This window comes from Massilia sp. CFBP9026, from assembly GCF_034045165.1.
Taxonomy (GTDB): Bacteria; Pseudomonadota; Gammaproteobacteria; order Burkholderiales; family Burkholderiaceae_D; genus Telluria; species Telluria arenae.
Genome location: NZ_JAXCWH010000004.1, coordinates 362,209 through 383,210, shown reverse-complemented (window position 1 = coordinate 383,210; position 21,002 = coordinate 362,209). Strand labels below are relative to the sequence as shown.

12 protein-coding genes and 1 pseudogene are annotated in these 21,002 nt (G+C 64.6%); 8 read left to right on the top strand and 5 right to left on the bottom strand.

Going from position 1 to position 21,002, the window contains the following annotated elements; all coding sequences use genetic code 11:
* Positions 1–141 precede the first annotated feature (141 nt).
* Together polA and SOM28_RS12830 are read left to right on the top strand one after the other, a co-directional pair.
* A complete protein-coding gene (gene polA / locus SOM28_RS12835; RefSeq protein WP_320468353.1) occupies positions 142–2,913 on the top strand; it encodes a DNA polymerase I in 2,772 nt (923 codons plus the stop codon).
* An 88-nt stretch (positions 2,914–3,001) separates the two neighbouring features.
* Positions 3,002–5,956: a hybrid sensor histidine kinase/response regulator gene (locus SOM28_RS12830; RefSeq protein WP_320468352.1), complete on the top strand. Its 2,955-nt coding sequence runs from the start codon at positions 3,002–3,004 to the stop codon at positions 5,954–5,956.
* A gap of 78 nt (positions 5,957–6,034) precedes the next feature.
* Here SOM28_RS12830 and SOM28_RS12825 read toward each other — a convergent pair whose 3' ends face one another.
* Positions 6,035–8,275 carry a TonB-dependent siderophore receptor gene (locus tag SOM28_RS12825; RefSeq protein WP_320468351.1) on the bottom strand — a complete coding sequence of 747 codons (2,241 nt, stop codon included), beginning with the start codon at positions 8,273–8,275 and terminating at the stop codon, positions 6,035–6,037.
* Between the two features lie 247 nt (positions 8,276–8,522).
* On the opposite strand from SOM28_RS12825, the gene SOM28_RS12820 reads away from it, so the two are divergent.
* Positions 8,523–9,407, top strand: a complete 885-nt coding sequence (locus SOM28_RS12820; RefSeq protein WP_320468350.1) for a dienelactone hydrolase family protein — start codon at positions 8,523–8,525, stop codon at positions 9,405–9,407.
* Between the two features lie 155 nt (positions 9,408–9,562).
* The gene (locus SOM28_RS12815; protein ID WP_229414971.1) at positions 9,563–10,297 is read left to right on the top strand and encodes a ZIP family metal transporter; all 735 of its coding nucleotides are present in this window, start codon (positions 9,563–9,565) and stop codon (positions 10,295–10,297) included.
* Positions 10,298–10,330: 33 nt separating this feature from the next.
* Here SOM28_RS12815 and SOM28_RS12810 read toward each other — a convergent pair whose 3' ends face one another.
* The 3 genes from SOM28_RS12810 to SOM28_RS12800 form a co-directional block, all read right to left on the bottom strand.
* A complete protein-coding gene (locus tag SOM28_RS12810; protein ID WP_320468349.1) occupies positions 10,331–11,185 on the bottom strand; it encodes a sulfurtransferase in 855 nt (284 codons plus the stop codon).
* Positions 11,186–11,201: 16 nt separating this feature from the next.
* The gene (locus SOM28_RS26360; protein ID WP_320468348.1) at positions 11,202–12,122 is read right to left on the bottom strand and encodes a DMT family transporter; all 921 of its coding nucleotides are present in this window, start codon (positions 12,120–12,122) and stop codon (positions 11,202–11,204) included.
* Between the two features lie 85 nt (positions 12,123–12,207).
* Positions 12,208–13,308, bottom strand: coding sequence for an aromatic ring-hydroxylating oxygenase subunit alpha (locus SOM28_RS12800; RefSeq protein ID WP_123070056.1), 1,101 nt, complete (start codon positions 13,306–13,308; stop codon positions 12,208–12,210).
* 357 nt (positions 13,309–13,665) lie between these two features.
* Here SOM28_RS12800 and SOM28_RS12795 point away from each other — a divergent pair, with 357 nt between their 5' ends.
* From SOM28_RS12795 to SOM28_RS12780, 4 genes and pseudogenes are all read left to right on the top strand, one after another.
* Positions 13,666–13,920, top strand: coding sequence for an exodeoxyribonuclease VII small subunit (locus tag SOM28_RS12795; protein WP_229414972.1), 255 nt, complete (start codon positions 13,666–13,668; stop codon positions 13,918–13,920).
* A gap of 11 nt (positions 13,921–13,931) precedes the next feature.
* Complete coding sequence (locus SOM28_RS12790) at positions 13,932–14,831, top strand: polyprenyl synthetase family protein (protein WP_320468402.1); 900 nt, start codon at positions 13,932–13,934, stop codon at positions 14,829–14,831.
* Positions 14,832–16,706, top strand: coding sequence for a 1-deoxy-D-xylulose-5-phosphate synthase (gene dxs, locus SOM28_RS12785; protein ID WP_320468347.1), 1,875 nt, complete (start codon positions 14,832–14,834; stop codon positions 16,704–16,706).
* Between the two features lie 145 nt (positions 16,707–16,851).
* Positions 16,852–17,829: pseudogene (locus SOM28_RS12780) on the top strand (IS1595 family transposase); the annotation flags it as partial.
* 94 nt (positions 17,830–17,923) lie between these two features.
* Here SOM28_RS12780 and SOM28_RS12775 read toward each other — a convergent pair.
* Complete coding sequence (locus tag SOM28_RS12775) at positions 17,924–20,818, bottom strand: DUF4214 domain-containing protein (RefSeq protein ID WP_320468346.1); 2,895 nt, start codon at positions 20,816–20,818, stop codon at positions 17,924–17,926.
* Positions 20,819–21,002 lie beyond the last annotated feature (184 nt).

Sequence of the window (21,002 nt, the reverse complement as noted above, 5' to 3'; positions counted from 1 at the left end):
AGTGTGCCAAAACCTTATGTTTTCATAGGGGCAAGTGTCTTGAAGCTCAGGCGCGGCTGCCGATACGGATTCTGCGATAATGGCGCTTACCCTGGCGCCACGGATGGCGCCGCCTGCCGAAATCCTGAATGCCTCCCCCTTATGGACAATACCCTGCTGCTCGTTGACGGTTCCAGTTATCTTTATCGCGCCTACCACGCGCTGCCCGACCTGCGCAGCCCGGACGGCTTCCCGACCGGCGCCATGCACGGCATGGTCAATATGCTGCGCCGCCTGCGCGCCGACTTCCCGGCGGCCTATATTGCCTGCGTCTTCGACGCCAAGGGCAAGACCTTCCGCGACGACCTGTATCCCGAATACAAGGCGACGCGCGCCTCGATGCCGGAAGACCTGGGCAAGCAGATCGAACCGATCCACGAAGTGGTGCGCCATATGGGCTGGCCGATCCTGATGGTCGACGGCGTCGAAGCGGATGACGTGATCGGCACCCTGGCGGTGCAGGCCACGGCGCGTGGCATGAAGACCGTGGTCTCGACCGGCGACAAGGACCTGGCCCAGCTGGTCAACGACAAGGTCATGCTGATCAATACGATGACCAACGAGCGCATGGACGAAGCGGGCGTGCTGGCCAAGTTCGGCGTGCCGCCGAACCGCATCATCGACTACCTGACCCTGGTTGGCGACACCGTCGACAACGTGCCGGGCGTGGCCAAGTGCGGCCCCAAGACGGCCGTCAAATGGCTGACCCTGCACGGCTCGCTGGATGGCGTGATCCAAAACGCGGCCAGCATTGGCGGCGCCGTCGGCGCCAACCTGCAGGCGGCCCTGGAATGGCTGCCGAAAGGCCGTGAGCTGATCACCGTCAAGACCGACTGCGACCTGGTCAAGCACGTGATCTCGTTCGAGGAAACGCTGGTGGGCCGTCCGGAAGACGCCGAGGCGCTGCGCGATTTCTTCGCGCGCTACGGCTTCAAGACCATGCTGCGCGACCTGGGCGGCGCCAAGGCGAGCGATGGCAGCGTGCGTCCGGCCGCCGGCAGCGCGCCGGGCGGTGGCCCACTGAACTCGCCGGAAGGCGCGACCACGCTGGCAGGCATGCCGGTCATCAAGGGGGAGTACGAAACGATTCTCACCGACGAGCAGCTCGACAAATGGCTGGCGCTGGCCGATGCGGCCGAGCTGAGCTCGGTGGACACCGAAACCACCTCGCTCGACCCGATGACGGCCGAGATGGTCGGCATTTCGCTGTCGGTCGAAGTGGGCAAGGGCGCCTACATCCCGGTGGCCCACCGCTACGCCGGCGCGCCGGACCAGCTGTCGCGCGAGCACGTGCTGGAAAAGATGCGCCCGTGGCTGGAAAACCCGGCCAAGCCGAAGGTGGGCCAGAACCTCAAATACGATATGCACATCTTCGCCAACCATGGCGTGACGCTTAAAGGCATCGTGCACGACACGCTGCTGCAATCGTATGTGTTCGAGTCGCACAAGCCGCACGATATGGACACGATGGCGATGCGCCACCTCGGCTACACCACGATTCCCTACGTGGACGTGTGCGGCAAGGGCGCCAAGCAGATCTGCTTCGACCAGGTCGAGCTGGCGCGCGCCACCGAGTATGCCGGCGAGGATTCGGACATCACCCTGCGCCTGCATCAGAGCATGCTGCCGGAAGTGCAGAAGGACAAGGGCCTCGCCTATATCTACCGCGAGATCGAGATGCCGACCATGGAAGTGCTGCACAAGATCGAGCGCAACGGCGTGCTGATCGACAGCGCGCTGCTCGACGTGCAATCGGGCGAACTTGGCAAGCGCATGATGGAGCTGGAACAGCAGGCTTATGAGGCGGCCGGCGGCCCGTTCAATCTGGGTTCGCCGAAACAGATCGGCGAGATCTTCTTCGGCAAGCTCGGCCTGCCGGTGATCAAGAAGACCGCCACCGGCGCGCCGTCGACCGACGAAGAGGTGCTGCAAAAGCTGGCCGAGGATTATCCGCTGCCGAAGATCCTGCTCGAGCACCGCGGCATGTCGAAGCTGAAGTCGACCTACACCGACAAGCTGCCGAAGATGGTCAACCCGAACACCGGCCGGGTGCACACGAATTACGCGCAGGCGGTGGCGATTACCGGCCGCCTGTCGTCGAACGAGCCGAACCTGCAGAACATCCCGGTGCGTAATGCCGAAGGCCGCCGCATCCGCGAAGCCTTCATTGCCGCCCCTGGCCACGTGATCGTCTCGGCCGACTATTCGCAGATCGAGCTGCGCATCATGGCGCACATCTCGGGCGACGCGGCGATGCTGAAAGCCTTTGCTGACGGCGAGGACATCCACCGCGCCACCGCCGCCGAGATCTTCGGCATTGCGCCGGCCGACGTGCAGAGCGAGCAGCGCCGCTACGCCAAGGTGATCAACTTCGGCCTGATCTACGGCATGAGCGCTTTCGGCCTGGCCGGCAACCTGGGCATCGAACGCGCCGCGGCCGCCAACTATATCGAGCGTTATTTCGCGCGCTTCTCGGGCGTGAAGCAGTATATGGACAACACGCGCCTGGAAGCGAAGGCGCGCGGCTATGTCGAGACCGTGTTCGGCCGCCGCCTGTGGCTGCCCGAGATCAATTCGCCGAACGGCCCGCGCCGCGCCGGCGCCGAACGCGCGGCGATCAATGCGCCGATGCAGGGCACGGCGGCGGACCTGATCAAGCTGGCGATGATCGCGGTGCAGGGCTGGATCGAGAGCGAGAAGCTGGGCACGCGCATGATCATGCAGGTGCACGACGAACTGGTGCTCGAGGTGCCGGAAGGCGAGCTGGAACTGGTGCGGGTCAAGCTGCCGGAACTGATGGCGGGCGTGGCCACGCTGAATGTGCCGCTGCTGGCCGAGACCGGGGTTGGCAAGAACTGGGAGGAAGCACACTGAGAGCGCACTGAGAGCGCACTGGGCCGCGCCAGCGCCCATGGCGGATCGCGAAATAGCGTGCGCGTCCGCCTGTGTGTGAGAATGCTGCATGATTTCTCGACCAGACTATTCGGCCCTGTTTGCGGCGTCGCCCTATCCCTATCTGCTGATCGACAGGGCGTTCATGATAATCGGCGCCAATCCCGCCTATCTGAACTCGACCGGGCGCACCGCCGAGGACATCGTGGGACAGCATATCTTCGATGCGTTTCCGGCCAATCCCCACGATCCCGATTCGACCAACCTCGACGAGGTGAGGATCTCGATCGAGCTGGCGATCGAGACGCGCAAGCCGCATACCAGCGCACTGTTGCGCTATGCGGTTCCGCTCACGGGGCCGGACGGCGTGTTCTTTGAAGAGCGTTTCTGGAGCGCGATCCATACGCCGGTCTTCGACCGCGATGGCGAGGTTGCCTTCGTGTCGCAAAATGCGATCGACGTGACCGAGCTGTACCGGTTCGACCCGGCTACCAGGAAGTATTACCTCAAGCGCGATGCGGATGCGGTGCCGGATGTCGCGCAGGCGATCCGGCCCCAGCAGATGAACCGGCCCCAGATGCACGAAGCGATGATCCGCATCCTCAACGCCGAGCGCGGCCAGTTGCAGACGCTGTTCGACCAGGCACCCGGCTCGATCGCGATCCTCAACGGTGGCAACCACGTGTTTGAAATGGTCAACGAGGCCTATTACGAGTTGGTCGGGCACCGGGACGTCGTCGGCAAGACCGTGCTCGAGGCATTGCCCGAACTGGCGGATCAGGGTTTCATGGCGCTGCTCGACGGTGTATTCTCGAGCGGCCAGCCGGTCGTGCTGCACGATACGCGGATCGCGCTGCGCCGTACGCCTGGCGGCGTGCTCGAAGACCGCTACGTCGATCTGCTGTACCAGCCCATCGTCGGCGCCGACGGGCGTGTGACGGGAATCTTCACCCAGGGAAATGACGTCACCGACGCCTACCGCGCCAAGCAAGCGCTGTCCGAGAAAATACAGCAGCTCGAAGAACTCAGGGAACGCCAGGCATTCCAGCTCGACCTGGCGGACCGCATTCGCCGGCTCGGCAACCCCGACGATGTCACCGAAGTGGCATGCGCGCTGTTGGGGAACAAGCTGCAGGTCTCGCGCGTGCTGTATGCCGAAGTGGACGATGCGCAGCGCACGGTCTTCATTCGCCATGACTGGACTGCGGCAGGGACCGACAGCCTGGCCGGGCGCGTCAGGAACACGGACGAGCTCGTTCCCGAGGTGGTGGCAGCCCTGCGCGCCGGCGAGACCGTGGTCAACCGCGATGTCTTGCATGACAGCCGCAGCGCGGCCTACGCCGACGCCTACGCGCGCATCGGCGTGCGCGCCGACCTGCTGGTGCCCTATGTCAAGGCCGGCAGGCTGGGCGTCGTGCTGACGCTGCAGAGCGCAACGCCGCGCAATTGGCAGGAGCACGAAATCCGGCTGGTGCAGGATACCGCCGAACGCACCTGGTCGGCGGTCGAGGCGGCCCAGGCGCAGGCGGCGCTGCGCATCGAGCGCGACCAGAGCCAGACGATCTTCGACAGCATGGAAGAAGGCTTCGCGGTCCTCGATCGCCACTGGACCATCCTGCGCATGAATGCCGAGGGCCTGCGCCTCACCCAGCGCCGTGCCGAAGAGGTCATCGGCCATGACCACTGGAGCGTCTGGCCCGAGGTCGCAGGCACCCAGGCCGAAGCCGCTTACCGTCGCGTCATGGCAACAGGCAAGACCGAGATCGTCGAACTGGGCCACACCTTGCCCGACAAGCAGCAGGTCTGGATAGAAACCCGGGCCCAGCGCACCTTGGATGGCGGCATCGCCTTCTTTTTCCGCGATGTCACCGAGCGCAGGCTGGCCCAGGAGCGGCTGACCATCGCCGACCAGCGCAAGGACGAGTTCCTCGCCATGCTGGCCCATGAATTGCGCAATCCGCTGGCGCCGATCGGCGCGGCAGCCGACCTGCTGCAGGTCGCCAGGCTGGACGAAGACCGGGTTCGGCAAACCAGCCAGATCATCGGCCGCCAGGTGCGTCACATGACGAGCCTGGTCGACGACTTGCTGGACGTCTCGCGCGTCACACGCGGCCTGGTTCACCTGCAGCTCGAGCGCCTGGACATCGGCCAGGTCGCGCACGACGCGGTCGAGCAGGTCATGCCCCTGATCCGGTCGCGCCACCAGGATCTGGTGCTCGCACTGTCGGGCGACGTCGCGGCCGTCATGGGGGATCGCAAGCGCCTGGTCCAGGTGCTGGCCAATCTCCTGAACAATGCGGCGAAATACACGCCTGAAGGCGGGCGGATCACGCTCGCGACCGCGCTGCGCGCCGAGCAGGTGCTGCTGCACGTCACGGACAACGGGATCGGCATGGCCCCCGAACTGGCAGGACGGGCCTTCGACCTGTTCAGCCAGGCCGAGCGTTCATCGGATCGCTCGCTCGGCGGCCTGGGGCTAGGCCTGGCGCTGGTGAAAAGCCTGGTCGGCCTGCATGGCGGCAGTGTCGGGTGCGACAGTCCCGGCCTGGGCAAGGGAAGCACCTTCACGGTGTGCCTGCCCGCCGCGGCCGCGCTGCCGGGCGGCCATGCGCACGCTGTTGCCGTGGCGCCTGCAGAATGGCGGGCAGGGCGGCCGCTGCACATCATGATCGTCGACGACAACCAGGACGCGGCCTCGATGCTGGCCATGCTGCTCGAATCGAGTGGTCACGAGGTGCTGGTCGAGCACGATGCGCGGCGCGCGCTCGCCAGGTGCGAGCAGGTTTCACCTGAGGTGTTTCTGCTCGATATCGGTCTTCCCGACATGGATGGAAACGCGCTGGGGGCGCGCCTTCGCGCCAGGCCGGCCACTCGCGATGCGGTCATCGTCGCCGTGACCGGCTATGGCCAGGAGCGGGATCGCGCGCAGACGGCGGCCGCCGGCTTCGACCATCACCTGGTCAAGCCGGTCGATATACGGCAGCTCGAAGCGATTCTTGCTGACGCGGGCATTGCCAGGAACTGAGACCAGCGCGCCGACCGTGGCCGGGCCGGCGCGGCGGCCTTGGGCTGTTCCAGTCGTCCGGCTGTCGCAGGCGCCGGCTCAGAAGCTGGCGCGCAGGGTCGCCGACGCGGTGCGCGGCTCCGCATAGTGCAGGCCGTTGTAGAAGCCCACCCGGTTGTAGTAGATCTTGTCGAACACATTGCTCACATTGACGCTGGCGGTCAGGTGTTCGTTGATGCGGTAGCTCGCCATCAGGTTCGTCAGCCAGATCGAACCCTGTTCGATGCGCGCGGTGGCGGTGACCGGTGCGCCGCTGGCATTGAAGCTGCCGGTCGGCTTTTGCGCCGTGTTCCACAGATTGCTTTGCCAGTTCACGCCGCCGCCGACCGAGTAGCGGCCGTCGCCGCCGAAGCGGTAGCTGGTGAAGACGCGCAGCAGGTTGCGCGGGATGACGGTGTTGATCGCGGCGCCCTGGGCGTTGCGCGAACGGGTGTGGCTATAGCCGGCCGACAGATTCCATTGACGCATGAGCTGACCCGAGGCTTCCACCTCGACGCCATCGACCACATTGCCCTTGCCTGTGGTGCGATAGGCCTGGGCCGCGCCGGGGAGCGAATTCGGCGGCACGCTGTCGTCGATCTCGGCCACATTGTCCTTCTTGCTGCGGAAGACCGCCGCCGAGAAATTGAGGCGGCGCTCGAACAGCTCGGCCTTCACGCCGGCCTCGATATTATTGCCGTCGACCGGATCCAGGAACTCGTTGTTCGCATCGCGGAAGTTCTGCGGCTGGAAGATGCTGGTGTAGGCGGTATAGGCGGTCCATTGCTGGTTCAGGTCGAACAGCAGGCCGACGTAGGGAGTGACGATATCGTCGTTGGTGAAGCCCGTGGTGCTGGTTGCCGCCCCCGCTTGGCTGAAGTTGCGCGTGCGCGTCGTGTACTTGCCATGGCGTGCGCCGACGACCGCCTTGAGCGCATCGGACAGGTTCATGCGGGTGGCCACGAAGGCCGCCCTCTGGTCGACGTTGTTGATGCTGGTCGGATGCGCGCCGACCGTGCTCGGGAACTCGGGCACGTCGCCGGTCCAGGTCTGCCAGTTCGGGATCATGCCATAGCCGGCGGGAACCGCGCCGAGGGTGATCCGCGGCGAGATGGTCTCGCGGTCGGCCTTGCCCCAGCCGAAGACCAGGTCGTGACGGCGGCCGAACAGGTCGAACTTGCCGTCGATGTTCAGCTCGAGCACGTCCATCGTCTCGTCGGCCGGGAAGCGGCCGTACGCAACGGTGATGCCGCTGCCGTCGGCGCGCGGGTAGCCGCCATAGCCGAAGTAGAGGCTGCCGTCCTGCACGCGGTCGGCCTTGGTCCAGCCGGCGCGCAAGCGCCAGTCGCTGCCGATGCGGTGTTCGAGCGTGGCGAAGGTCTTCTTTTCGACCATATTCCAGGATGCCCACGGCGTGGACAGGTTCAGGTCGTGCGGCATATTGGCCAGCGAACCGTCGGCATTCCAGTAGGGGACGGTGCCCCAGGTCGAGCCGCGCGGATCGGATTTCTGGCGCTCGTAGCCCACCGCCAGCGTCGTGGCCGAACCGAGGTCGGCCTCGAGGATGCCATAGACCGCGCCCAGGTCCTGCTCGTACAAGGGGCGGAACGACTTGGCTTCCTGCTTGGCGGTGACGAAGCGGCCGCGCAGTTTTCCTTCGTAGGCGATCGGACCCGACACGTCGAGTTCGGCGCGTCGCAGGTCGTGGGTGCCAACGCGCACGGCGGCATTGCCCTGGAATGACTTGGTCGGACGCTTGCGCACCTGGTTGATGGTGGCGGAGGGATCGCCCGCGCCGGTGGTCAGGCCGGTGGCGCCGCGCACCACCTCGATCCGGTCGTAGACGACGTTGTCGCCGTTCGCCTTGAGCGAGCTGCCGAACAGGTTCAGCATGCCGTCGACCTGGAAGTTGTTTACTGCGTAGCCGCGCGCGTTATACGTGACCCGTTCGGTGTCGTTGTAGTTGACGTAGATGCCGGTTACCTGCTGCATGGTCTCGGCCAGCGTCTGCAGGCCTTGCTCTTCCATGCGTGCGCGCGTCACGATCGACATCGATTGCGGCGTCTCGCGCGGCGTGAGGTTCAGGCGCGCGCCAGTGGCGAGCGGACCGGTCGTGGTGTACGAGCCGCTGCCTTCGGTGGTGGCGTCCCTGGCGCCGGTGACTTTGACCTCGGAGACGACGGACGGGACTTCAGGCGCGTCTTCCGCCATGGCCTGCCAGCTTGGCAGGATGCCCAGAACGGCGGTGGCGGTGGCATGCAGGATGAAACGACGGGCGGAACGACGGGATGGATGGGTCATGAACATGGATGGTTGGTGTGGAACGCGGATGCCGGCCGTTTCGGCCCCCGGCACTCACACCGGTGCGACGCGATCTTTATTTTTCAAGATGAGAATTATAATGCGAATCATTCTCATTACGTAAATATTCTTTACGCATATGTGTCATTCCGGCCACGACTTGCGCTCATCCGTGCGGCGCGTGCAGCCGGCCCCGGCGATGCTAGACTGGCAAGCCTGTCCAACACTGACCAGAAAGGGGATGTCCATGAAAGATCTCGTCAACGATGCCCACAGTCTGCTGGGCGCCAGCGCTTACGACGATGGCGTGAAGCGGCGCGACTTTTTAAAGGCGGCGGTCGGCACCGGCTTCGCCGCGGCCGCGCTGCCGGTGGTCGCGCAAACCCAGATCCAGACCGATGCCGAAGGCCTCGACGCGGCCGACAGCATCCTCGTGATCGAGGGCCAGGACGTGCCCGTCTATCGCGCCCAGCCGCGCGGCAAGACCAACGTTCCGGTCATCCTGGTGGTGTCCGAGATCTTCGGCGTGCATGAACATATCAAGGACGTGGCGCGCCGCTTCGCCAAGCAGGGTTATATGGCGATCGCGCCCGACCTGTTCGTGCGCCAGGGCGATGCGACCAAGGCGCCCAATACCGCTGAGCTGATCAAGAACATCGTCTCGAAGACGCCGGACGCGCAGGTCATGTCCGACCTCGACACCGTGGTGGCCTGGGCCAAGCAGCGCGGCGGCGACACCACCAAGCTGGGGATCACCGGTTTCTGCTGGGGCGGCCGCATCACCTGGCTGTACGCGGCCCACAACCTGGACGTCAAGGCCGGCGTGGCCTGGTATGGCCGCCTGGTGGGCGAGCCGACGCCATTGACGCCCAAGCACCCGGTCGACGTCGCCCAGAACCTCAAGGTGCCGGTGCTGGGCCTGTACGGCGGCAAGGACGGCGGCATCCCGCTGGACACGGTCAAGCGCATGCAGGCCGCCCTCGACAAGGGCAACAGCCGGTCGACCATCCACGTGTATCCGGATGCCGACCACGCCTTCCACGCCGACTACCGCCCGAACTACAACGAGGCCGACGCCAAGGATGGCTGGAACCGCGCGCTGGCCTGGTTCCGCAAGCACGGCGTCGCCTGACGCCTGCAAGCCTGTCTCTTTAGACAGGCTCTTGGACGACCGCAGGCCGGGAGCGGTACAATGCCCGGTTTGCGGATCGTCGCAAGAACAGAACAAGAGGCTTTCAAATCGACCCGCTTTTCGACCCGACCCTGAGTTCCATCCTGCTGGCGACCGTGATCGCCGGCGTCGTCAGCATTTCCGGGGCTGCGCTTTTCTCGTTCGCCCTGCTGTCGAAAGTGGTCGAAAAGATGGTCAGCCTGTCGGTCGGCATCATGCTGGCGACGTCGCTGCTGCACGCACTGCCGGAAGCCTTCGAATCGGGCGCCGACATCAAGAGCCTGTTCGCCACGCTGCTGGCGGGCCTGCTGGCGTTCTTTCTACTGGAAAAGGTGGCGCTGCTGCGCCACTCGCACCACCACGAGGGCGACGGACACCACCACGCCCACGGCCATGACGCGCGCGAGGCCGGCAAGTCGGGCTGGATGATCCTGCTCGGCGACGGCATGCACAACTTCACCGACGGCATCCTGATCGCGGCGGCCTTCCTGGCCGACCCGGAACTGGGCATCGTGACCGCACTGGCCATCGTCGCCCATGAAATCCCGCAAGAGATCGGCGACTTCATCGTCCTGCTCAACGCCGGCTTCTCGCGCCTGCGCGCCTATGTGTTCAACCTGCTGTGCAGCCTGCTGGCGGTGGCGGGCGGCCTGCTGGGCTACTTTACGCTGGACCAGGCCAGCGGGCTGATTCCGTATGTGCTGGTGTTCGCGTCGTCGGGATTCATCTATATCGCGGTGAGCGACCTGATGCCGCAGATGCAGCGCCGGGCGACGCTCAAGGAAACGGTGCCGCAGGTGGTCCTGATCGGCCTGGGGGTGGCGATCGTGGTGGCGCTGCACGCTTTCTAAAACAAAGGGCTTCATCAAGAAGCCCTTTGTCGTTCAATCCGCGCCTTTCGCGACCGGCCGCGCCGGATCGCCGACCCACTCGCTCCACGATCCCGGATACAGGCTCGCCCCCGGCATGCCCGCCACTTCCAGCGCCAGCAGGTTGTGACACGCGGTCACGCCCGAGCCGCACTGCATGATGGCGCGTTGCGGATCGTCGACCAGGGCGCCGAACTCCGCGCGCAAGTCTTCCGGATTCTTGAACCGGCCGTCCGCCTGCAGGTTGTCCTTGAAGAAGCGGTTCTTCGCGCCCGGGATGTGGCCACCCACCGGGTCGATGGTCTCGTTCTCGCCGCGGAAGCGGTCGGCCGCGCGGGCGTCGATCACGATACGCCGGCCGCTCTCCAGGTTGTCCATCACCTCGCGCACCGTCACCGTCGGCACGAAGGGCGCGCGGATGCTCAGCGACCCATGCGGCTTGACGGGGACCTCGGTCGACAAGGGCTGGCCCAGCGCCTGCCAGGCCGCCATACCGCCATCGAGCACCGCCACCGCCTCGTGGCCCAGCCAGCGCAGCAGCCACCACAGGCGCGCCGCGAACATGCCGCCGTGGGCGTCGTAGGCGACCACTTGCGTGTCGTCGTCGATGCCGAAAGCCCGCAGGGCTTCGGCCAGCGCTTCCTTCTCCGGCAGCGGATGGCGGCCGAGGAATGCGCCGTCAGGCCCGCGCTTGGCGCCCGACAGCACGGTCTCGATGTCGGCGAACACCGCGTTCGGCAGGTGGCCGGCGGCATAGCTGTCGCGCCCGGCCGCGAGGTTCATCAGGTCATGGCGGCAGTCCACCAACACCCACTTCGGGTCGTCGATATGGGCGGCCAGCTGGCTGGCCGAAATCAGGGTCTTGAACATGGCGTAAAGTCTCCTTCTACGATTCGCTGACCACGGGGTCCTGGTCCTTGACGACGGCGCCGCGCGCCGTCTTGCGGGTATTGTAGAACGTCGCGGCCAGTCCCGAGAGCAGGATCACGCCGATGCCCAGCCACACATGCCAGTCGAAGGCGTCGCCCCACAGGATCAGGCCCCACAGGGTGGAGAACACGATGCCGGTGTACTGCAGGTTGGCCACCACCAGCACCTTGCCCACGCGGTAGGCGCGGGTCATGCACATCTGGGCGATCAGGGCGGCGCCGCCGATCCCCAGCAGCAGCAGGAAGCCGTACGGGGTGTGCGAATGGAACAGGGCGCCCTGCGGGCCGTCGCCGGCCACGGTCGCAAACAGGCCGACCACGGTCGTGGTCAGCGAGAAGTAGAACACCACGCGGTATTCGGGCTCTCCCAGCTGGCCGAGTTTACGCACCTGCATATAGGCCATGGCCGAGATCATCGACGAGCACACACCGGCCAGGCCGCCCAGCCACTGCTGGCTCTCGACCGCCGGCTGCAGCACCATGGTCACGCCGAAGAAGCTGGAGGCGATCGCCACTACCAGCGGCCATTCGGCATGCTTGGTCTTGGTCCACCAGCCCATGGCGAACATCCCGGCCGCGATCCAGATCGGGGCCATGTAGTTGAGCGTCATCGCGGTGGCCAGCGGCAGGCGGCCGATCGCGAAGAACCACAGCCACAGCGAGGTCACGCCGACCAGGCTGCGCCACAGGTGGGCCTTGCCGAAATCCGTCTTGAAGGTGCCGCCCTGGTGGCGCACCATGAGCAGCAGGATGAGGGTGCCGATCAGGCCCCGGTACATCAGCAGTTCGGAGGTGGAATAGAACTCGGAAGCCAGCTTCACGCCCGCGCCCATGGCGGCGAACGCGAAGCTGGCGTACAACATCCAGAGGGAAGCCATCGGATTTCCAGTGAAAGACCGTGCGGCATTGGCGCCGCGCGGTCCGTGGCGCCAGGGTGCGGCGCCGGTTTTAGTACTTAAGGGGTTACAAGGCGATCCTGCTGCGATACCACTCGTGGAAGTGCTGCATGCCGTCTTCCATCGGCGACTGGTAGGGACCGACTTCGTTGACGCCGCGCGCCACCAGGATCTTGCGGCCGGCGTCCATGCGCAGGCCGATCTCGTCGTCCTCGACCGCGGTCTCCATATAGGCGGCGCGCTCGGCCTCGACGAATTCGCGCTCGAACAGCACGATCTCTTCGGGGTAGTAGAACTCGACCACGTTGCGGGTCTTCTGCGGGCCGTCCGGCCACAGGGTCGACACCACCAGCACGTTCGGGTACCACTCGACCATGATATTCGGGTACAGCGTCAGCCAGATCGCGCCGTACTTGGGCGGCTGGCCGTTGTTGAACTTCAGGACCTGTTCCTGCCAGCGCTTGTAGGCCGGCGAGCCGGCCTTCTGCAGCGCGCGGTTCACGCCCACGGTCTGCACGCTGTAGTCGCTGCCGAATTCCCATTTCAGGTCGTCGCACGAGACGAAGTTGCCCAGGCCCGGGTGGAACGGTTCGACGTGGTAGTCCTCCAGGTAGACCTCGATGAAGGTCTTCCAGTTGTAGTCGCACTCGTGGATTTCGACGTGGTCGAACATATAGCCCGAGAAGTCGAGGTCCTTCGTCACCGACAGCTTGCCCAGCTTGTCCATCACGTTGTAGCCGTTCTGTTCGAACAGCAGGCCGTTCCAGTTCTGCAGCGGGGTCTTGGACAGGTTCAGGCACGGCGTGTCCGCGAAATGCGGTGCGCCGATCAATTCGCCCTTCAGGTCATAGGTCCAGCGGTGCAGCGGGCACACGATGTTCTTCGCATTGCCGCGGCCATTGAACATCAGCGCCTGGCGATGGCGGCAGACGTTGGACAGCACTTCGATGCCGCCCGCATTACGCACCAGCATGCGGCCTTCGTGCTCCGAGGCGAGCGTCGCGAAGTCCCCGGTTTCCGGCACCATCAATTCATGGCCGATATAGCGCGGGCCATTGTGGAACAGTTGCTGCATCTCGCGCTTGAGGAGCGCGTCGTCAAAATAAACATTTACCGGAAGCTGTGCGTTCGAGCGCGCCAGCTTGGCGTGGGTAGCCAGATCGGACATCCCAACCCCCCTTTAAGGTAGCTTCCAAAGAAGAGAAAGAATCCAAAGACCAGTATTTAAGTAGAGGAATACGGTATTTCGGACAGAACCGGAGATTATACTGCGTAACAGGCTCTACCGTCTTGGGCCGGCGCGAGTTTGTGGTGCGCGGGGTTTGATGTGTTGCCGATGAGGCATGGTTTTCATGTCGGAAAAAAGGGCAGGGTGGGGGCGTCGACCGGATTGTTGACGCACTTGCTAGTTGTGAATGCTGCAATGTGCGCCCCCCGTGGGGTGGGATTGATCTAAAATACGCGATTGGACTGACCCACGGCGCACAACTGGGCGCCTTCACGATAGCGACTTATGGCAAAGAATATGACAGCGGATAGCGCGCCGGCAGCAGCAGCTGCGCCTCCGCAATCCTTCGAGCAGGCGATGGCCGAACTGGCCCAGCTCGTGACACAGATGGAGTCCGGCGCCTTGCCGCTGGAAGCCTCGGTCGCGGCCTACGCGCGCGGCTCCGAACTGGTCAAGTATTGCGCGGCCCAGCTCGAAAAAGTCGAGTCCCAGGTCAAGGTGCTCGAAGGCGACATGCTCAAGCCATTCAGCGACGACGAGGCGGCTCAATGACGCCAGACCTCATGACGGCGCAGGATTTCAGCGCCTGGACCCGCGCCGTCCAGGCCAGGGTCGAGGAAGCGCTCGACACCTTCCTGCCCCCAGCCGACCGCGTCCCGCACAAGCTGCACGAAGCGATGCGCTACACCACGCTCGGTGGCGGCAAGCGCGTACGCCCGCTGCTGGCGTATGCCGCCGGCGCGCTGTTCGACGCCGATCCGCAAACGCTGGCCCGGGTCGCGAGCGCGGTCGAAATGATCCACGTGTATTCGCTGGTGCACGACGACATGCCGTGCATGGACGACGACGCCCTGCGCCGCGGCAAGCCGACGGTGCACGTGGCCTATGACGAAGCGACCGCGCTGCTGGTCGGCGACACCTTGCAGGCGCAAGCTTTCGAGGTGGTGGCCGGCACCGACAGCGCGGCGGTGCCGCCGGCGCGCCAGTTGACGATGGTGCGCCTGCTGGCGCAAGCTGCCGGCTCCGCCGGCATGTGCGGCGGCCAGGCGATCGACCTCGATAGCGTCGGCCTGTCGCTCACCCGCGAACAGCTCGAGCGCATGCATCAATTGAAAACCGGCGCCATGCTGCGCGTGTCGGTGCTGCTCGGCGCGCTCGCCGGCCGCGACCTGGCGCAGCAAGAGCTGCAGGCATTGGACGCCTATTCCGCCGCGGTGGGACTGGCGTTCCAGGTGGTCGACGATGTGCTCGACGCCACCGCCGATTCGGCCACGCTGGGCAAGACCGCCGGCAAGGACGCGGCCGACAACAAACCGACCTATGTGTCGATCCTCGGCCTGGAGCCATCGCGCGCGCTGGCCGAGCAACTGCGGCGTGACGCGCACGAAGCGCTGGCGCCATTTGGAGACAAAGCACAGCGTCTGCGCGAACTGGCAGACCTGATCGTGCAGCGGAAGGCCTAAATGAACCTGCTAGAAAAAATCAACGACCCATCCGACCTGCGCAAGCTGCCGCGCACCCAGCTCACCCCGCTGGCGCACGAGCTGCGCCAGTTCCTGCTCGAGTCGGTGTCCAGGACCGGCGGCCACCTGTCGTCCAACCTGGGCACGGTGGAACTGACGATCGCGCTGCACTACGTGTACGACACGCCGCGCGACCGCATCGTGTGGGACGTCGGCCACCAGACCTATTCGCACAAGATCCTCACCGGCCGCCGCGGCCGCATGCCCACATTGCGCCAGCTGAACGGCCTGTCGGGCTTCCCGAAGCGCGACGAGAGCGAGTACGACACCTTCGGCACCGCCCACTCGTCGACCTCGATCTCGGCGGCGCTGGGCATGGCCGCAGCGGCCAAGATCAAGGGCGAGGGCCGCCATGCGATCGCCGTCATCGGCGACGGCTCCATGACCGCCGGCATGGCGTTCGAGGCGCTCAATAACGCGGGCGTCGAGGACGACGTCAACCTGCTGGTCATCCTGAACGACAACGATATGTCGATCTCGCCGCCGGTCGGCGCCCTGAACCGCTACCTGGCGCGCCTGCTGTCGGGCCAGTTCTACGCCGCCGCCAAGAACGTGGGCAAGAGCGTGCTGCCGGCGCCGGTGCTCGATCTGGCGCGCAAGCTCGAGGAACACGCCAAGGGCATGGTGGTCCCGGCCACGATGTTCGAGGAATTCGGCTTCAATTACATTGGCCCGATCGACGGCCATGATCTCGATTCGCTGATCCCGACGCTGGAAAACATCAAGAAGCTTAAGGGCCCGCAATTCTTGCACGTGGTGACCAAGAAGGGCCAGGGCTACAAGCTGGCCGAGGCCGAGCCGATCCTGTACCACGGCACCGGCAAGTTCAATCACCTCGAGGGCATCAAGCCGGCCACCGCGCCAGGCAAGATCACCTACACCGAGGTATTCGGCAACTGGCTGTGCGATATGGCAGCGGCGGATAAGCGCCTGGTCGGCATCACGCCCGCCATGCGCGAAGGCTCGGGCATGGTGCGCTTCCACCAGGAGTACCCGCAGCGTTACTTCGACGTCGGCATCGCCGAACAGCACTCGGTGACCTTCGCGGCCGGCATGGCCACCGAAGGCGTCAAGCCGGTGGTCGCCATCTATTCGACCTTCCTGCAGCGCGCCTACGACCAGCTGATCCACGACGTGGCGCTGCAAAACCTGGACGTGACCTTTGCGCTCGACCGCGCGGGCCTGGTCGGCGCCGACGGCGCGACCCACGCCGGCAACTACGACCTGGCTTATCTGCGCTGCATCCCGAACATGGTCGTGATGGCGGCGTCGGACGAGAACGAGTGCCGCCAGATGCTGACCACCGCCTATCACTATCCCGGCCCGGCCGCGGTGCGCTATCCGCGCGGCGCCGGCGTCGGCGCCCCGATCGTCGAGGCCTTGACCTCGATCGAGATCGGCAAGGGCGAAGTGCGCCGCACCGGCAAGGACGTCGCGATCCTGGCGTTCGGCTCGATGGTGGCGCCAAGCCTGAAGGCGGGCGAGGAACTCGATGCGACCGTGGCCAATATGCGCTTCGTGAAGCCGCTCGACGTCGAACTGGTCAAGCGCCTGGCGCAGGAGCACGACTTCCTGGTGACGGTGGAAGAGGGCTGCATCATGGGCGGCGCCGGCGCCGCCGTGATGGAAGCGCTGGCCGAAGCTGGCATCGCCAAGCCGGTGCTCAACCTGGGCCTGCCGGACAGCTTCATCGATCAGGGCGATCCGGCAGCGCTGCTGGCGTCGGTCGGCCTGGATGCCAATGGCATCGCGGCGTCGATTCGCGCGCGCCAGGTGGCGCAGGGCGAGCCGCGGCTGGTGGTGAATAACGGCTGAGTTCTGGTCGCGTCTTGCAGTGCGGCGCCCTGTGCGCCGCCGCATGCCATATAAGAAGGCGATGTACCCGTTAGATATGGATGAGCATTGAACTGCTGAGCTGATCCGAGGTCCAATCCTGGTCGTCATCGACCGGGAGTTCACGATGAAAGCGCCTAAGTTTGAGAAGCTGTTCGCCCAGCTGCCTCAACTGAACCAGCCGCAGCGTCAGCAGGTGCTCGCTGCCCTGCATCCGGCAGCCGGGCTCGACCGGGTGGTCGCCCTTATCGGAGAGATCCGATCGAAGGGGCGCTGCTGCCCGGATTGCGGCTGCGAGCGCTGCCACCGGCACGGCCAGGCCAACGACTTGCAACGTTATCGCTGTTGCGCATGCGGTCGCACCTTCAACGACCTGACGGGCACACCGCTGGCGCGGCTCAGGCACAAGGGCAAGTGGCTCGATTATCTCGACACGGTGCTCGATTCGCGCACGGTCCGCTCTGCTGCCAAGCGGCTCGGCGTGCACCCCAACACCACCTTTCGCTGGCGCCATCGCTTTCTCGACCGGGTCAAGGACGACCGGGCCGAGCGCCTGCTCGGAATCGTCGAGGCCGACGAGACGTTCCTGCTCGAATCGCAGAAGGGTTCACGCAAGCTCGATCGCAAGTCGCGCAAGCGGGGCGGCAAGGCGGCCCTGCGCGGCATTTCGCATCACCTCGACTGCATCCTGGTAGCGCGCGACCGCAGCGGCCAGACCATCGACGCCGTGACCGGTCGCGGCGCCTTGAAGGTGGCCCAGCTGGTCAAACACTTGCTGCCAAAACTCGATCCCGAAGCGCTGCTGGTCACCGATGCCAACGCTGCCTATCCCGCCTTTGCCCGAGCCCATGGCATCGCCCACCAGGCCGTCAATCTCAGCGCCGGCGAACACGTCCGCAACGGTGCCGAAGGCGCGATCCATGTTCAAAATGTGAACGCCTACCACCGGCGCTTCAAGCAATGGCTGGCGCGCTTCCATGGCGTGGCGTCGCGCTGGCTCCCCAACTATCTGGGCTGGCATTGGGCACTCGATGGCGGGAGGGTTACATCCGTCGAGAAATTGCTGCGCAGTGCAATTCGGGGTCATCCACAGATAACGGTGACAGCGCCTATAAGAAAGGCCCCCGCATTCCAGCGAATGCGGGGGCCTTTTGACGTCCCGCCGCAGCGGGACGCGATTGGTGCTTTACTGCGACGGGTTAGTCAGGAAGGCCGTTCATGTACATGACATTACCGTTTTCGATAGAGATGTTGTTCGAGCCCACGATCTGGACGTCGGCAACGATCTGGATCACGATGTCGGTGTGGTCGATCTTCTGGTCGCCGTTGTCCAGGACGAGGTACTGCACACCCATGCCATTGAGCAGAACGGCAGTGTCTGCCACGCCATTTGCCGCGAGATTGTAGCCAGAGGTAAGCGCCGCGTAGACATCCTCGGCCGTTTCGCTGGCCGGCGTATCCAGGGTTCCTTTGACAGCGTGCTTGACGGTTCCTGGCAGGCTGAATTCGATCTTGCTGTAGTCGGTCACATAGACCACGTCATAGCCGCCTGTCACCAACGATCCGTTTTCCAGCGTGACGATCATGTTCGAATCCGAGAATTTTTCGATTTCGATGAGGTCCGGGCCGCCATTGGTGCGGATGATATCGGCGCCGCTGCCGCCCACGAGGAGGTCGCGTGCACTGCTGCTGATGAGCTCGTCGTCCCCTGCGCCGCCATACAGGCGATCGCCATGGAGGGCGGTGAGCTTGTCATTGCCATTGCCGCCGTACAGGATCGCGAAGCTGGAGCTCGAGCTGGTCGTGGCGGTCATGATGTCGTCGCCGTCGAAGCCCCAGGCGCGTGCGCCGGAGATGGTGTCGTTTGCGCCGCTGCCAAGCTTGTACTCGGTCGCGTATTGATCGCGCACCTGCGTGTTATCCGACTTGAGGACGGTGATCACGCCGCTCATCGGCGTGGCTTGCTGCGCTACCAGGGTGAACGCGGAATTTGGCGACGTGCCGAGTGCGAGCGCGGGCGAGGTCTCCGACGATGGAGCGACCGTTCCCAGCACGATGTCGCCAGCTACGTTGGTCTGCACCATGAGGCCGATCTCATTGGCCGAGATGATCAGCTTCGGCGCTTCTTCGATCGTGACTTTCAGCGCCGTGGTCTGCTGACCGACATTGCCAGCCTGGTCGAACTGGCGCACTACCACGTTGCTGGTGCCGACGCTGGTCACGGTAAGGGTGGCGTCGCCGTTGACGGCGGCTTGGTTGCCGGTAATCCAGGTGGTGCCGCCGTTAAGGCTATATTCCCATGCGCTGTTTGGACCGTCTTCCAGGCCGCTGATGTCGATCTGCACCGAGGTTGCTGACGGGCTGCTGTTGCTGTGCAGCTCGATGGTCGGGGTCTTTGGCGCTACGCTGTCGAGTGTGAAATCGAATTTACGGAAGCTCTGGTTGCCGGCGATGTCAGTCACGCGCACCCAGACGGTGTTCAGGCCTTGCTCGTATTGCGGGGCCTTGGTCCATTCGGCGTTGACTGGAGGCTGGTCGAAGCCCGTATTCGAGTTCGAGTTCGAGTTAGGGGTGCTGGTCGGCAGGCTGGATGGGCCGGTCTGCGACATCACGACATACTCGACCTTGGCGCCCGGTTCCACATTGGTCACGTCCAGCGTGCCGTCCTTGGTCACCAGATCCGTATTGTTGCCGAGTTGCTTGTGGAAAGTGTCGTTCTTCAGTGCGACCAGGGGCTGCGTCACGAAGCCGTCGTACACGATCGTTTGAACGAAAGGCATGGTGGAGGCGCCACTCGAGTCGACCGCGCGAACGTAAATCGTGGTCACCTTGTTGAAAGGATCAAGGTTTGGCACGTTAGGCACGGTCGGCAGGGTCGGCAGCGTCGGCAGCGTCGGCAGCGGGATAATCGGCAGGTTCGGCAGGTTCGGCAGGTTCGGCAGGTTCGGCAGGGTCGGCAGCGGCACCACTGGCGAGATGACCGAGACGTCTGGCGAGACGAAGGTGGTGATGTGCTGCGGATGGCCCAGTTGAACACCTTTCAACACCACGGTATTGGTCGCGGCGTCGGTCACGATGTTCTTGTCGCTATAGTTCACGCCATCGAGGCTGTATTCGAAATGCTGGCCCGCACGCAGGTCGCGGCCGACGTAGCTGAAGGTGACGTCAGCCGTGCTCTGGTTGGTGATGTTGTCCTTGAGGTTCAGATCGAAGTCGCCTTGCTTGACGGTCTGGAACGACAGCTCGAAGCTGAAAGTCGGGGACGGGACCGACGGCGTGCTCGGGTACACGACCTCGACTGCGGCCGGCAGGCCACCCTTGCCCAGCGCATCGACCACGTCTTGCAGGCTGGCCTTGGCCGGCATCACTTTCAGGACCTTGTCCATGCCGCCGCCGCGCAGCAGCGATTCGAGCGTCACCGGGTCGCCGGCGGCTGCCTTGGCGGTATCGGCCAGGGCCTTGGCCAGCGCCACCGGCTCCTTCGTGCCGCGCGCGGTGTCGAACAGGGCCAGCAGCGTGGTGTTGACGGCGATCGCCTCGACCACTTGCGGGTTCTTGGTCGCGGTATCGGCGAACGAGACGGCGGCTTTCACCAGTACGTCCAGGTCGGCGGCGGTAGCGTCGGCGGTCACGCCACGCACCAGGATGCGGGCCGCCTCGATCGAGGCATAGCCGCTGTATTCGGTGCCGTCGGCTTCGACCGCGGCAGTGAAGGCGTCGGCGGCCTGCTGGCGCAGTTGCGACAGGGTGGAGTCGCTGCCTTGCGCGCCTTTCAGGATGGCGACGGCGACGTCGGCCATCGAGGCATGGCCTTTCGCGACCACGTCGGTCCAGTATTCCAGGCCGGTGGCGTCGGGGGCACGGTGGAACAGCTGCTGGTAGATCTCGGCGATGCGGTCGTTGACGCTGTCGGTGCCGAAGCGAATTTGCGCTTCTTCCGAAGTGGCGAAGGCTTGCGTGATCGCGCCGAGGTCGCCGTCGTTGTTGGCGAGCTGCTGGGACCAGAATTTCAGGCCGGCCGGGTCCGCCGGACGGCCGTAGAAGGCCAGGTAGAAGGAATTGACGGTCGAATCGTAGGTGCTGAAAGTGCTCATGATGTGCCGATTGAAAGTAGCGGAACAGGATGTTTCCGTGAGGCACAAGTCTACGCATGGGAGTAGATGAACGAGAAATGATTTTGCGGCTTTGTGGTAGTTTCCAGACAAACTATTGCTAATTATTTACCGATTTAACAGAATTTTGGCGGTTTTAACGATGTGGAACGCCGAAATAATGAAA